At 68.0% G+C, this 14,013-nt stretch carries 15 protein-coding genes; 4 read left to right on the plus strand and 11 right to left on the minus strand.

The features are described from left to right. The first annotated feature begins 134 nt into the window (after positions 1-134). Positions 135-335, plus strand: coding sequence for a heavy-metal-associated domain-containing protein (locus LRH25_RS17765; protein WP_231011856.1), 201 nt, complete (start codon positions 135-137; stop codon positions 333-335). A 1-nt stretch (position 336) separates the two neighbouring features. Next, a complete protein-coding gene (locus LRH25_RS17770; RefSeq protein ID WP_231011857.1) occupies positions 337-666 on the plus strand; it encodes a high-potential iron-sulfur protein in 330 nt (109 codons plus the stop codon). Between the two features lie 45 nt (positions 667-711). Here the strand turns inward: LRH25_RS17770 and LRH25_RS17775 are convergent, their stop codons facing one another. The 8 genes from LRH25_RS17775 to LRH25_RS17810 form a co-directional block, all read right to left on the minus strand. Further along, positions 712-1,578, minus strand: coding sequence for a transporter (locus tag LRH25_RS17775; RefSeq protein ID WP_211361341.1), 867 nt, complete (start codon positions 1,576-1,578; stop codon positions 712-714). A gap of 157 nt (positions 1,579-1,735) precedes the next feature. Then, the gene (locus LRH25_RS17780) at positions 1,736-2,419 is read right to left on the minus strand and encodes an energy-coupling factor ABC transporter permease (protein ID WP_141286899.1); all 684 of its coding nucleotides are present in this window, start codon (positions 2,417-2,419) and stop codon (positions 1,736-1,738) included. A gap of 79 nt (positions 2,420-2,498) precedes the next feature. Next, entirely contained in the window at positions 2,499-2,936 is a 438-nt protein-coding gene (locus LRH25_RS17785) for a nitrile hydratase accessory protein (RefSeq protein WP_141286900.1), read from the minus strand. Then, the gene (gene nthB / locus LRH25_RS17790; protein WP_141286902.1) at positions 2,933-3,586 is read right to left on the minus strand and encodes a nitrile hydratase subunit beta; all 654 of its coding nucleotides are present in this window, start codon (positions 3,584-3,586) and stop codon (positions 2,933-2,935) included. The genes LRH25_RS17785 and nthB overlap by 4 nt, the downstream gene beginning before the upstream one ends. A gap of 25 nt (positions 3,587-3,611) precedes the next feature. Then, positions 3,612-4,235, minus strand: a complete 624-nt coding sequence (gene nthA, locus LRH25_RS17795; protein ID WP_141286903.1) for a nitrile hydratase subunit alpha — start codon at positions 4,233-4,235, stop codon at positions 3,612-3,614. A gap of 54 nt (positions 4,236-4,289) precedes the next feature. Then, on the minus strand, positions 4,290-5,804 hold the full coding sequence (locus LRH25_RS17800) for an amidase (protein ID WP_141286905.1): 1,515 nt from the start codon (positions 5,802-5,804) through the stop codon (positions 4,290-4,292). A gap of 280 nt (positions 5,805-6,084) precedes the next feature. Further along, positions 6,085-7,008 carry an AraC-like ligand-binding domain-containing protein gene (locus tag LRH25_RS17805; protein ID WP_141286907.1) on the minus strand — a complete coding sequence of 308 codons (924 nt, stop codon included), beginning with the start codon at positions 7,006-7,008 and terminating at the stop codon, positions 6,085-6,087. 69 nt (positions 7,009-7,077) lie between these two features. Further along, positions 7,078-8,325, minus strand: a complete 1,248-nt coding sequence (locus tag LRH25_RS17810) for an acyl-CoA dehydrogenase family protein (protein WP_141286909.1) — start codon at positions 8,323-8,325, stop codon at positions 7,078-7,080. 499 nt (positions 8,326-8,824) lie between these two features. On the opposite strand from LRH25_RS17810, the gene LRH25_RS17815 reads away from it, so the two are divergent. Further along, positions 8,825-9,799, plus strand: coding sequence for an AraC-like ligand-binding domain-containing protein (locus LRH25_RS17815; RefSeq protein ID WP_141286910.1), 975 nt, complete (start codon positions 8,825-8,827; stop codon positions 9,797-9,799). A gap of 110 nt (positions 9,800-9,909) precedes the next feature. Further along, the gene (locus tag LRH25_RS17820; RefSeq protein ID WP_141286912.1) at positions 9,910-10,551 is read left to right on the plus strand and encodes an antibiotic biosynthesis monooxygenase; all 642 of its coding nucleotides are present in this window, start codon (positions 9,910-9,912) and stop codon (positions 10,549-10,551) included. A 240-nt stretch (positions 10,552-10,791) separates the two neighbouring features. Here LRH25_RS17820 and LRH25_RS17825 read toward each other — a convergent pair whose 3' ends face one another. The 3 genes from LRH25_RS17825 to flhF are packed head-to-tail and all read right to left on the minus strand — an operon-like array spanning position 10,792 to position 13,973. Beyond that, a complete protein-coding gene (locus LRH25_RS17825; protein WP_141286913.1) occupies positions 10,792-11,505 on the minus strand; it encodes an RNA polymerase sigma factor FliA in 714 nt (237 codons plus the stop codon). An 18-nt stretch (positions 11,506-11,523) separates the two neighbouring features. Beyond that, positions 11,524-12,309 carry a P-loop NTPase family protein gene (locus LRH25_RS17830; RefSeq protein ID WP_141286915.1) on the minus strand — a complete coding sequence of 262 codons (786 nt, stop codon included), beginning with the start codon at positions 12,307-12,309 and terminating at the stop codon, positions 11,524-11,526. A gap of 23 nt (positions 12,310-12,332) precedes the next feature. Beyond that, positions 12,333-13,973 (minus strand): flagellar biosynthesis GTPase FlhF, encoded by a 1,641-nt coding sequence (gene flhF / locus LRH25_RS17835; RefSeq protein ID WP_231011858.1) that lies wholly within the window; start codon positions 13,971-13,973, stop codon positions 12,333-12,335. Between the last annotated feature and the right edge of the window lie 40 nt (positions 13,974-14,013).

Here is a 14,013-nt window from a genome sequence, read left to right on the forward strand (position 1 = left end):
AAGCGGCCCTCTATTGACCCAGAAGGGTTTTGAGAATCTCAGGCTTGACCTTGCCACTGCCGGAAGCTTCAAAGTTGGCGCAGCATAGGCGGATGATCCCGCCACTTTCTTCATCCACATCAAAGGAGCCCACCATGGTGGCATTCGAAGTCAAGGACATGACCTGCGGCCACTGCGTGGCCAGCGTGACCCGCGCCGTGCAGGCGGTGGATGCGCAGGCCAAGGTGCAGGTGGACCTGGCGCAGCACCGCGTGGAGATCGAAACCGGCAGCGCACCGCTGCAGGCCCTGCAGGCCGCGATCGAAGATGCCGGCTTCACGCCGGTGCCGGTCTGACATGAACCGCCGCGAGGCCCTGGCCCGGGTGCCGCTTGGCACGCTCGCGGCCTTCACCGCAGCCGCCACGCTGCGCGCCGGCCCGGCCGCCGCGCAGCAACTCAGTCACCTGCAGGAAGACGACCCCACCGCGGTCGAGATCCACTACAAGCGCGACGCGAGCAAGGTCGACCGCGCCAAGGTGCCCAAATACGTCCCCGGCCAGACCTGCGCCAACTGCAGCCTCTACGCCGGCGCGCCGGGCGATACCGATGGCGGCTGCGGACTGTTCATCGACAAGGACGTGGCGGCTGCCGGCTGGTGCGACGCCTGGGACAAGAAGGCGGGCTGAGCTGCGCTCGCGGGGACGAGCGCCTGCCGCCCCCGCAAAGACGCGTCAGAAGACCTGCAGCAGCCGCAGGTTGACGCGGGCGTTTTCCTTGAAGCCGTTCTCCACCTTGAGGTCCCGCCCGAGGGAAACGAGCAGTTGCGTGGTCGGGCGGATGAAATAGCTGCCGCCCAGGCTGAGCTTGCGCTGTTGCGCCTGGTCATCGCTGTCCACGCCGTTCACCCGATCCTCCCCGCCCCAGGTCTGCGACAGGCCGACGAAGCCGTTGAGTCCCGGCGCGAACTGGTAGCGCAGATAGGCCTGCCCCTGGTAGAGCGGCTTCTGTTCGAGCGTGGCGCTGGTGGCGCCGAAATCGTTGTTCTTGCCGTGGAACATCACATCCCCGGTCAAGTCGACGGACCACTTGTCCGTGAGCCCTTTGACGAAGCCCACCTGCAGGTCGAACTTCCAGCGGTTCTCGCCCAGGTTGAGCGAGCGGCCGCTGTCGTAGCTGCCCGTGGGCAGGAACAGATAGGGCGCGATGGCGAGGTAAGTGGGAGACGCGGCATCGTTGACCAGCCACACGGGCGCGGCCAGGATGACGTCGCCCAGGCCGCTGGTCTTGCCCAGTGCCTCGGTGGCGCGGCCGGCGTCGAGCCGGCCGAAGGGCAGCAGGATCTGGGGGGCGACGGTCAGCCCGCCGATGCTTGTGTAATGCACCAGCCTGGCGATGCCGACGTCCGAGACCAGCAGCGGGTCGCTCACCGCCTGGCTTCCATGCGCGTAGAGGCTGTTGCGCTCGGCATGCTGCAGGTACAGCAGCCCGGTCGTGGTGCCTTCCGGCGCCGGGACGAAATCGCCGGCGTCCACGTCGACGGCCTGCGCGGTCATCGGCGCCAGGGCCGACATCAGCAGGCCCAACATCAGCAGGCCCATCAGGGACTGCACCTTCTTGCTGCGGGGCAACGGCAGACCGGGCCTGGCTTGCGACGGCTGGCCGCTCCTGCGGCCGCCGCGGGGGAATGCGGGGGTCATCATGCAACTCCTGTGGGGGGCCGAACTTGCCGAAGCAGGTTCGGCCAAGCGGGGAACTTCAGAGCGCCTCGGCGTGGTGAAGCCGGTGCTCGAACATCGGCGTGCCTTGCAGGCGTGCAGCGCGCTTGGCGATGGCCAGCACGGCCAGGTCAACCAAGGGTTCGACCAGGATCACCGTCATGTAGGCACTGCCGAAAGTGGCAATCGTCGCCAGGTTCTCCAGCGTAAGGCCTCGGCCATAGACGGCCCAGAAGGCCACCCAGCCGACGATGCCCGCCTGGTAGACGGTGGACAGCGCGAGCGCCCGCCGGTAGCGCAGGTCGACGTACGGCGTGTCGGGCTTGACGATGCGACGGGCCAGGGCCGAGATGGCGAACAGCGGAACGAGCAGGGTCGTGACGTTCATGCCGTATTGCGGCAAGTCGAACGGCGCGAAGAACAGGCCCTGCAGCAGCAGGCCAAGCGCAAGGCCGATGGCTGCCGGTGCGGCACCGAACAGCAGCAGCAGCGTCGAGCCGAGGATGAGATGGACCTCGGAGACACCGACGGACTGGTGCGGCAGCACTTCGAAGAAGCAGAACACCAGGGCCGTCGTGACGGCAGTGCGTCCCAGCAGCGAGAGGGCACCACGCTGGCGCAGCGCGGCTGCGGCCAGATGCAGGGCGTAGGCGCCCGCCCCTGCCGCAGTGACATAGCTCAGGCCGATTTTTCCGGCATCTACCAGGCCAGGTTCGATGTGCATGATGTTTCCTTTGCCACCGCGTCGGCGGCTTCAGTGATGAACGAAGGTGAGAAAGCGAAAGGGGCTTGGACCGCGGTTTTCAGCCCGCGCAGGCCAGGCTGACGGCCACCGGCACTCGTCGAGGTGTGTGCTCATGCGCATGGGCCGGAGGGCAACTCGCGTTGACCAATGACACCGGCTGTCCGTGGGGCGTATGGAGGTAGGCCAGCCGCCACTCCGAGGCACGGCGAGCGATATCGTCTTCCGCAGCCAGGCCCAGGGAGGCGACCAGCCGCTCCATCGCCGGAACCCACTGGCGGTAATAGGCGTCGTTGACGCTCTCACCAGGCAGGGCCGGCGCGGCCTTGATCTCTTCGCTGAAGATCCGCACCCAATCAGCCCATGGGAAGAGCCCGGCCTGGTGCAGCTTGACGACGAGGCCGAATGCCTCGGCCTGCCAGGGCTTGTCGAACGCTGGGCCCTCCCCGTCCAGCCGCGAGGCCGTGACATCGAGGCCGCTGTCAATGCCGGTGTTCATGCGGCCTCCAGGTAGCTGTCCCACAGGTCGATGCACACGCTGTCGGGCCGGTTCACGCCCCACAGTTCCTTCGCGGTGAAGCGCACGGCGTACACCTGCTGGGGTTGCTCGCCCTGTCCATGTGCCATGGTGTCCGGTGTCGCGAAAGCGCCGTGGACGATCTCGACGGTGCCGACCTTCCCGCGCGCATAGCGTGGCAGCCGCGTGTGCGTGAGCGGGTTCAGGTTCTGGGTCCGGACCCGGTCTCCTGCGTGGAAGCGGCCCGGCACGTCCTCCTTGGCCCGCGCAGAGGCGCCGCCCAGCACCACCGGCTGAACCATGTCGACGGTCAGCACCGGCGGCGGCACGGATGGCTTGGCAGGACGGGCCTCGCCGCGCAACTCGGCGGCGGTGATCATGCCCTTCTCCATCAGCAGCGTTTCGAAGGCGTGCAGCCAATGCTCGTAGTAGCTGCCGTCCAGGTAATGCACCGGCGCCATGCGCTCGATGGCGTGGCGAAACTCGTCCACGTTGAAATGCCCGCCCACGTACAACGAGGCAAAGAGGGGGAAGGTCCGTCGCTCCCATTCGTGATGGAACCGGGGGTCGTCCTGCGGCGGATCGATGGGACCCATGCCGTGCATGCCGCCCAGGTCGTGAATGCCATTCATGCTGTGCTCCTTGTCGTGGAAGGGTTCAAACAGCGGCAGGCTGCCTGGCCAGGCCAGTGCCGATCATCGAGTCGCGCGTGACCAGTTCGGCCAGTTGCGCCTCGCTCCAGCCCTCGGTGTCGGCCGGGCGTTCCGGCAGCACGAGGTAGCGCAACTCGGCGCTGCTGTCCCAGACGCGAACCTCCCTGTCGTCAGCGATGCTCAGACCGAACTCAGCCAGGACGCCGCGCGGATCGATCACGATGCGTGACCGGTAGGGCGCGGCCTTGTACCAGACCGGCGGCAGGCCCAGGGTGGGCCAGGGGTAGCAGGAGCACAGCGTGCACACGGTCACGTTGTGGACCTGCGGGGTGTTCTCGACCACCACCATGTCCTCGCCCTGCACGCCCGAGAAGCCCAGTTCGGCAATGGCCTCGGTGGCGCCGCTCAGCAGGCGCGCCTTGTACGCGGGGTCGCTCCAGGCCTTGGCGACCACCTGCGCCCCGTTACGGGGGCCGATCTTGTGCTCATAGGTGTCGATCAGCGCGTCCAGCGCGGCCGGATCGATCAGGCCCTTCTCCGTCAGCAGGGACTCGAGTGCCTTGACGCGCAAGGCCATCGCATCCGGCGGCTGCGTGTGGTCATGGTCATGGTCGGGGGGAGAGCTCATGGTTGGGCCTTTCTGTGCGCGATGAATCCGGGAAGGAAGGGAAACGAAACAGCGTCAGAGCGTCTGCCAGTCGACGCTGACTTCGAAGGCTGCGGCGGCCTGGTAGATCGTGCTTTCTGCGTGGTGGCGGCCCACCAGCATCAAACCGATCGGCAACCCGTCGACCAGGCCGCAAGGCAGGGTCATGGCGGGATGGCCGGTGATGTCCTGCGGCGCGGTGTTGCCTATCATTTCCAGCGCCCTCGCCGCGTACTCGGTGATCGAGCAGCCGGGCTCGGGATGCGGCTGGGCGGCGAACGGCACCGTCGGCATGACCAGCAGGTCGTACTGCGCCAGCGCCTGGTCGTAACCGGCCCGGGCGCGGCGCGCGATGTTCTGCGCCTTGGCGTAGTAGCGCCCGTTGTAGCGCTCCAGGCCGTACTGGCCGACGAACATGCAGACCTTGAGCGAGGCCGACAAGGCATCGGCCTGCTCGCGCCAGCCGGTGTGCCGGTCCAGCAGCGCCACGTCGTACTGGCCCTTCCAGTTGAAGCCCATGCCGTTGCCGTGCATCATCTGCATGGTCAGCCCCTCGCAACCGATGGGGCTCCACAGCGCGCCGGCCAGGCCGTGGGCCGGCACCGAGACCTCTTCGACGCGCGCGCCCAGGCCCTCGAACCTGGCGATGGCATTGCGCACCTTGTCGGCCACCCGCGGGTCCAGGTTGGCGAGCTGGAAGCCTTCGCTGAGGATGCCGATGCGCAGGCCATCGGCGCCGCGCCCCAGCGCCTCGGTATAGGCATCGACCTTGGGCGCCGCCTGGCGCGGATCGAGCCCGTCGGCCCCCGCCATGACCTCCAGCATCAGCGCGTTGTCGCGCACGTTGGCGGTCATCGGACCGGTGTGGTCCAGGGTGGACTCGATGGGCATGATCCCGGTGTAGGGCACCAGCCCGTGCGTTGGCTTGAGGCCGTAGATGCCACACCACGCCGCGGGAATGCGGACCGAGCCGCCCTGGTCGCCGCCCACCGCCAGGTCCACCTCGCCAGCGGCCACCAGCACGGCGCTGCCGGAAGATGAACCGCCCGACGAATGGCCATGGCGGCGCGGGTTGTGCACCGGCGCGGGATCCGAAGTGTGGCTGCCACCCGAAAGGCAGAAATGCTCGCAGGTCGCCTTGCCGACGATGGTGGCGCCCGCGTCCAGCAGCCGGGTGGCCACGGTGGCGTCATAGGCCGGGACGAAGCCTTCGAGCGTCGAAGACCCGTTCATCATCGGCACGCCTGCCAGCGCAATGTTGTCCTTGAGCACCACCGTGCGGCCGGCCAGCTTGCCCGCGGGTGCACCCTTCACCTCGGTCTTGCAGGCCCAGGCGTTGTAGCGGTTCATGTCACCGCTGGGGCGATGGCCGGCGGCGCGCGGATAGCGCAGCTCGGGCACTTCGTCGGGCAGTTCGTCGATCAGGTCGTAGGCGTCGAAGCTGGGCTGCATCAGCGCCAGGTACTCGCTGGCCTCCTCGGGCGTGAGCCGCATGTGAAGACGGCTTGCAAGCGCCGCAAGCTGCTCGGTCGTGGGACGGTCGATGGCCATGTATGCCTGCTCCTGGTTCCGGTCGGCCAGCCGATCCGGAAACTGAAAACGAAAGATGAAGGACGCACACATCGAAGGCGGGAGGGGCCACAGGCCCCGCTCGCTTTCGTGCAGCGGGTGGATGCCATGGTTGGCCAAACCGGGTGCCGGCGCTTGCTTCAGAAGGACATGCGCTTGACGAGGAATGACAAGCTGCGGGGCTGTCGGTTTCACGGCACCGGGCGCGTGCCTGATGCGCAACGCGACCTGTCGAAGCACGCAGCGGCGGTCGCCGCCAAGCTCAATGCGACAGCAGGCTCTGCGGGGTGTAGCCGTAAGCCACACGGAACACGCGGCTGAAGTGGGACAGGTCGGTGAAGCCGCAGCTCAAGGCTGCCGTCGTCACGCTGTCGGCCTGTCTTTCAGCCAGCGCGCGATGGCTGGCCTGCAGGCGCGCCCGGCGCAGGACTTCCATGGGGGTCTGGCCGTGGCGCGCAAAGGCGCGCGCGACGGTGCGCTCGCACACGTGGTGCGTTTGCGCCAGCGATTGCAGCGTCAAGCCGGTGTCCGCGAAGTTCTCGCGGATATGGGCCACCAGGCGCGCGTAGAGATCCCGTTCCCTGACCACGGTCCTCGCGTCCGACGGCATGTCCAGGTGCAGCGAAAGCACATCCAGCAGCGCACTTCCGTAGCGGGCAGCAGCATCCGCATCGGAGAATTCGGTGCGCGCGGCTTCCTCGATCATCGAACGCACAGCGGCACCCCCCGGCCGCCGGGGGTCGATCAGTTGGGCCGTCATGCGGTCTGCGCAGGGCACGCGGCTGAGCATGGACTTGCGCGGCAGGCGCACCACGCACACCTTCTCCGGCGCCATGTCGAACTCGAAAGGCCGCGTCGCGTCGTACAGGGCCATGTCGCCGCTGCGCAGATGCGCCTGGCGTCCGTCCTGGCTGATGCGGGCTTCGCCACTGACCATGTACGCCAACCACAGGTCGTCGTCCGGCCGGATGCGGATGTGGTGCGCGTCCCGCCGCCAGTGATGCCAAGGGGCGGACATGATGCTGACACCCACGGTGCCCGCCGCTCCGACATGCAATTTGCCGTCGAACGGCCTCTCCTTGAGCGACTTGCTGTCCGCCAGCAGGCAATGGCGGCAGACGACCTCGTTCCAGTAGTCGAAGCGCCTGGGCGCGTCAACGATCTCGGTAGAGTATTGGAGCTTCATCGGCGTGACCCTCGGCGATGTCAAACGGTCAAACGGTCAGACGGTCGAACAATCAAGCGGCGGCAGGCCTCATCCAAGCGCCTCGGCCGAGGCCATGGGGTTGTAGTCCGGCGAGCGCAGCAGCGCATGCAGCTGGCGGCGGCGCACGCCCATGTTGCCGCCGTCGTAAAGCGGGAAGCACAGCGCGTCCTGCATCAGGCCGGCCAGCGGGTGCATGTCGGTGTAGGCGTCCACGCCGACCACGCGCATGGTGTCGTACACCGCCTGCACGCACAGCTCCGAGCAGTGCACCTTGGTGATGATGGCCAGCTCCCGGCTGCGGCCCTCGGTGAGGTCGAGCTGGTGGCAGGCTTTCCAGGTCAGGTAGCGCGCGGCCTCGATGCGCATCTTGATGTCGGCCAGCATGAAGCCGACGTTCTGGTGCTCGATCACCGGCACCGTGCCGGAACGCTTGTCGCTGCGGGCGAATTTCAACGCCACGTCGAAGGCCGCGCGCATCACGCCCACGCAGGCCGCGCCGATCAGCGCCGCTGTCCATGCGAAGGCGCCCTCCACCATGGCGATGCCGTCGCCGGGCTTGCCCACGATGTTGGCGGCCGGCACGCGCACGTTGTTGAAGTGGATGCGCGGCGAGATCGTCGCGCGGTGGCCCACGGTGTCGAGAATGCCCACGATCTCGATGCCCGGCGTGCCGCCCGGCACCATGATGACCGCCAGTGAATCCTGCGGCGAAAGGGCCGGGTCGGTGCGGCAGATGACGCTGTACAAGTGCGCGCCCTTGCCATCCCAGCCGGTGCCGTTGGTGGTGTAGTGCTTGGCGCCATTGATGACCCATTCGTCGCCTTCGCGCCGGGCAAAGGTCTGCACGCCAACGGACGGGTCGGGGTTGTCGTAGTTGGCCCCGCCGGTGACTTCGGTGAATGCCAGTGCGGCCAGGCGCGAGCCGTCCTCGGCGAAGTCCGGCAGGAAGCGCTGCTTCTGCGCCTCGGTGCCGTGATGCAGCACCGCATGCAGTCCCAGGCCGGTGCCCAGCAGGGTGGTCGGCACATTGACATCGACGGCGGCGAGCTCTTCGGCTGCCAAAGCGAAGTCCAGCGTGCTGAGCGCCGTGCCGCCGATCGAGGCCGGCAGCAGCGCCTTGACGAAACCAGCGTCGGCCATGGCCTTGTAGAACGGGCGCGTGGCGTAAAACCGGTCCTCGGGCCGGGGGATCGGGGCGATGGTGGCCGCGACCTTGCGCAGGACCTCGGCACCGAACGCACGCGCGCCCATTTGCAGGCCCTGCTGCGCCTCGGAGAGCTGGAAATCGATAGCCATGCGAAACGACCTTTCTTGCGGGGGTTGGGGAAAGCGACGATGGATCGTAGGCAGGGGGTCTGCTGTCATCTCGCCAGTCCATGCAGGCCCAATTGATGATTCGCGCAAGCACGGCAGCGCCGCCCTCCACCGCTCTCGCCAAGGCGCGGGCACGCCCGTTCGCGCCACCGCCGGCACGCGATGGCCTCCGTGCTCTGGCCCGGACCTTGCATCTTTTCGGTCCGCAGGCGCCTGGATCCGGGCCTGCGCCACCTGCCACCGCACCGGCGTGCGAAAAGGCTGCACCGAGATGACGCAGCCTGCGCGCGCCTCGTGCACAGCATGGGCACACGCTGCAAGCCCGTCACGCCATGAGTTGTCTTTTCGTGCAAGGCCAGTTGACGATCTGTGCAAAGCGAGCACCCACATGACGCGCTTGAACGGCATGCCATGCCGCGCCACCGCCGAGCGGCGCCCGCGCCTGACATGGGCCGCGCGTGTGCCCGCGGAGTAGCCAGAAATGCAGCGGGTCTGGACCACCGAAGCCTGTGCGCAGCACGAGCGATTCAGCTACTGGCGCGAGGTCCTCTGCCAGGCCTTTGTTTCGCTCAATCCCGTCCTCAAGCAAAGCGACCCAGGGCCCGATTTCACCGGCGAGGCCAGTTCCAGCCCGCTCTCGCTGAGCATGCAGACCCACGTGTTCTCACGCAGCCAGTTCGTCCAGCGCCGCTGGGACGAGATCCGCCGCAATCCGGTCGAGTTCTGCTTCGCGAACTTCCAGTTGGAAGGCTCGTGCGTGGTTCGCCAGGATGGCCAGGAAACGCTGGTATCGCCTGGCGACTTCTCCATCGTGGACAGCACGCGGCCGTATTTCCTCGACTTCCGTGAGGACTGGCGCGTGCTGTCGTTCCGCATCCCCAGGAACCAGCTTGTGTCCCGGCTCGCGGCACCGCGCCAGGCGACTGCACGCTGCGTCAGCGGACAGACCGGGCTGGGCCTGGTCGCAGCCCGCTTCGCCCGTTCGCTGGAACAGGTGGGCGCCGCCACCAGCATCAGCGCGCAGGACGGGCTCAGCGCCGCGCTCAACGGCATCATCACCACCGCGCTGGGCGCGACGCTGGAGGCCCAGGAACAGGACCGGCTGCCGGTGCGCGCAGCCTTCCGCCAGGCGGTCGAGACCTACATTGCCGACCACCTGATGGAGCCACAGCTCGGGCCGGACCAGCTTGCCGCGCGCTTCCGGGTTTCCCGCCGCACGCTCTACGGCCTGTTCGAGGAGGCGCCGCTGTCCGTCAGCAGCCTGATCCGGGAGCTGCGCCTGCAGCGCAGCGCCAGCGACCTGCGCAGACCCGGCCATCCGGGCGTCCTGGCGGTGGCCTTGCGCTGGGGCTTCAACGACGCCTCGCACTTCTCCCGGCTGTTCAAGCAGCGCTTCGGCGTCTCTCCGCGCGGGTTCGCTGCCGGCCAGGCTGCCGCTCGGGAAGACGACCGCTGAGAGCCTGAGGCGGGCGCTGGCCACTTCTTGCGCAAATCCACCGCAGTGGGGAGGGCTGCATCGGCCATTTGGCCGAAGCCAGGCCGGGCCTTTTGCGCCCACAGTGCGGCATGGACAGCGCTCGCATTCCCCCGGCACATGCCACCGATGAAAGACGCCCGGAACTGCGCTCTGCAGACCTGCTTCAGATCGTGGCCAGCGAACTGCCTCAGGCCGAAATGATCACCGCGGTGATCCGCCAGCGTGTGGACCCCGCGCGGCGCGGCGACTATGAGGCCTGGCTGCACCGCATCATCCTGGTCGCCGCCCGCTTTCCCGGCCACAGAGGCGCCCACGTCATTCCGCCGTCGCCCGGCGAGACGCTCTACACCATCACCATCCAGTTCGACACCATCGCCCATGCCGACGACTGGTTTCGCTCAGAGGCGCGCCAGGCGCTGCTCCGAGAAGCCGAGCCCATGCTGACCGGCCCGGAGGAAGTGAAGACCGTCACCGGGCTGGAATTCTGGTTCGAGCCGCGCGCCGCCATGCCTGCGCCACGCCGCGCGAAGCAGGCGCTGGCCACGCTCTCGGTGATCTATCCGCTGACCACCGTGCTCGGCCTGCTGATCGGTCCCCTGGTCCACGGCTGGCCCACACCCTGGGGCCGCCTGGCCGGCAACCTGGCCGTCTCCAGCGCCACCGTGTTCCTGATGACCTACCTGGTCATGCCGCGCTATACCCGACTGCTGTCGCGCTGGCTGTCGCGGTAGGCACGCGACACGGGCCGCCCAAAAAGAAAGCCCCGGGCCGGACATCAGCGCGGGGCTCTAACGACTTTTCGCAAGTCGGAGGAGGAGTCAACACGAAAACAATGCGATCAACCCGGGGTGGGTTGAGACTGCCAACATCAGAGTGCCGAGGCACTGCCTGGTGGTTGTGCCACTGGTTCCCAACAACGGCTCTTTCGACGGGGATGGCCGTGCGCAAGGCACGGCCGGAAAAACGGGGGCTTACCAGGCGCGCAGCTTGACCCGCAGGCGGGCGATGGACTGGCTGTGCAGCTGGCAGACGCGGGACTCGGTGACGCCGAGCACGGCGGCGATTTCCTTCAGGTTCATGTCGTGCTCGTAGTACATGCTCATCACGTACTGTTCGCGCTCGGGCAGGTTCTTGATGGCTTCGACCAGGGCCTCGCGCATGCGGTGGTCCTGCAGCATGGCCAGCGGGTTGGCTTCCGCGTCGGCCACGTGGCGGTCGAGGTATTCGTCGCCGCCTTCGTCGCCCGACATGTCTTCCAGGTAGACCAGCTGGGTGCCGCGCACCTTGGTCAGCGTGTCCTGGTAGGCGTCCAGCGAGACGCCCATTTCCTTGGCGATTTCGCTTTCCTGCGGCGGGCGGCCCAGCTGCTGTTCGAGGCGATGCACGGCAGCTTCGATCTCGCGCTGCTGGCGGCGGTTGCCACGACTCATCCAGTCGGTGCCGCGCAGCTCGTCGAGCATGGCGCCGCGGATGCGCTGGGTGGCGAAGGTCTCGAACTGCACGCCCTGGCCCACGTCGAAGCGGCCCAGCGCATCGTTCAGTCCGATCATGCCGACCTGTATCAGGTCGTCGATCTCGACGTTGGCAGGCAGCTTGGCAATCATCTGGTGCGCGAGGCGGCGCACCAGAGGGCTGTACTGCTTGAGCAACGCATTGGCGTCGAGACGGCCGGTGGCGGTGTACATGAATGCAGTCTCCGTCTATCAATCCAGGGAAAGTGAGGCGCCCTGGCCGGCAAGTGCCGGGCTGGGGGCGAAGGAGGAAGGCGCGGCCAGGCCAGTCAACTGGTCTTCCGCCAGCTGGGACAACTCGGGCGAGGCGGGCTTGTTCAGGGCAATGTCACGGTCGACCGCAGCCCAGTTGCGCATTGCGGCGGCCAGGAAGTTGTCGGCGCAGCTGGACAGGCGGTCGGCCACGCGCTCGGCGCGGCGCGGCCGCGAGGCCATGCCGACCAGCAGGTCAAAAGCCATCAGCCCCAGGCGCTGCGACAGCAGCTTCATCGCGGCATAGGCCTCGGTGAGGCTGACCGATTCGAGGCCGGCCATCAGGATGGGGCAGACCTCGCGCGCACCCAGCAGGCGGCACAGGTCGCGCGCCTCGGCGTGCACGATGATGACGTGGGCAAACGGTGCGGCCTGTTCCACCGCCGCCAGCCAAGCTTCGCTGGAGCCGCGGCTGTTGACATGGCGGCGCGGAAGGCCGCGGGCGGCCAGGTAGGAAACGCTGTCGCCCAGGCGTTCAATGCAGGACGGCAGGTCCATGTCGACCAGCTCGTTGGGCAGCGGCGAGCTGTCTGCGGCGTCCAGCACCAGGGCATGGGCACCCAGCTCGGCAAAGGCCAGGCTGAGGCGCTCCAGCATCACGGCGGCCATGTCGACATGCGGGTTGGCGACGACCGGCACGATCTGCACCTGCTGGCCGGCAAAGAGGCGGCGCAGGCCATCGGCCTGGTCGGCGGTGGTGGAAGCGTTGGAGGTGAAGGCGTTCATACGGCTACTGGCATTCACTGGGGTTACAGGCGCTGCATCGGCGCGGCACCGGGCGCGGCGGCCGGGCGGTGCAGGGCCGAGAAGACCAGCTGCACGTCGTTGGCATCGATCCGGTAGGCCGCGCTGCCGCCGCCGCGCATCGCGCGGTGCATCAGCGCGTTGGCCGACAGGCGGTGCCAGTCTTCGGGCACACGCTGGCCGTTGGCCACGCCCAGCACCTTCATGCGGTGGCGGATCACGGCGTCCAGCGCGGGGGCCAGCTTCACGGCCTCGTCGAGCTTGGAGAGGATCACGCCCTTGCACTGCGCGGCGCGCCAGGCGGTCATCACGTCGTCGATGGTTTCGCCTTGCGACGAAGCGTCCACCACCAGCAGGCGCTGGATGGAACGGTGCTGCAGCATTTCCAGCAGTTCGCGGCAGCGCGCGTCGCGCTGGGCCATGCCGGCGGTGTCGATCAGGACCATCTTCTTGCCCGACAGCAGGTCCAGCAGGTCTTCCAGCGAAGCGCGGTCATGGGCGGTGTGGACGGGCACGCCGAGGATGCGGCCATAGGCGCGCAGCTGCTCGTGGGCGCCAACACGGTAAGCGTCCAGCGTGATCAGGCCGAGGTGGTTGGCGCCATGCGCGGTGGCAAAGGCGGCGGCCAGCTTGGCGGTGGTGGTAGTCTTGCCCACGCCGGTGGAGCCGATCATCGCGAACACGCCGCCCTGCTCTTCCAGGGCCGGCTCTTGCTCACCAGTCAGCAGGTTGCGCTCCAGCACGGTGGTGGCCCAGGTCAGTTCGTCGCTGGTGCCGGCAGGCAGGGACTCAACCAGCTTGCGCGTCAGGCCGGGCGTGAAGCCGCAGTCCATCAGCTTTTGCGACAGCACGGCCTGGCGTGGCTCGCGCTGCAGCTTTTCCATGAAGGCCAGCGTGCCGAAGCGTTCTTCGATCAGGCCCTTCATCGAGCGCAGCTCGTTAACCATGTCGATCTGGTCGCGTTGCTGGCCGACCGGCTCGCCCAGCGTGGGAATGTCCATGCCCAGGTGATCGGGCTGGCGGCGCACCGGGCCGCGGCGCACCGGTGCCGTGGGTGCCGGCACCGACATGCGGGCCGACAGCGTGGGGGCCTGGGCCAGCATGGCTGCGGTGGGCGCCGGGGCGCGCTGCGGCTGCTGGATGGGTGCCTGGGCGCGGGCCATGGCTTGCGGTTGCGGCGCGGGCGCCGGCGGTTCGTGTTGCGGCTCGGCGCTGCTGTCGATCGCGGCCTGGCGGCGGCGCAGCATGCGGTCGCGCACATAGTCCTGGAAGGACAGCGTGCTCATCGCCAGCTGTTCGACGTCGTCGTTCACGCCAGCGCTCAGGTCGTGTTCCATCGGCGAAGGTTCGGCAGCCGGCGGCGGCAGGCGGTCGGCCAGGCGGCGGCCGGGCGCGGCACGCTCGGCCTGCAGGCGCTCGGCGCGCGCAGCCAGCGATTCACGGGCGGCCGGGCGGCCAGCAGCCGGCGCGGCGGCCTGGCTGGAGACACGCTCCAGCTGCTCGACCGAGTCCGGCGCCATGGCCAGCACTTCCATGCCTTCGGCGCAGGGTTTGGTGGACAGCACAACCGCGTCTTCGCCAAAGGCCTGGCGCACCAGGGCGAAGGCCTCGCGCGACGTGCGCGCGGTGAATCTCTTGACGTTCATGCTGCTTGCTCCTGCGAAGCCACCGAGGGGGCGGCGCGCC

The sequence above is a fragment of the Ideonella azotifigens genome (assembly GCF_021043325.1).
Classification (GTDB): Bacteria; Pseudomonadota; Gammaproteobacteria; order Burkholderiales; family Burkholderiaceae_C; genus Ideonella; species Ideonella azotifigens.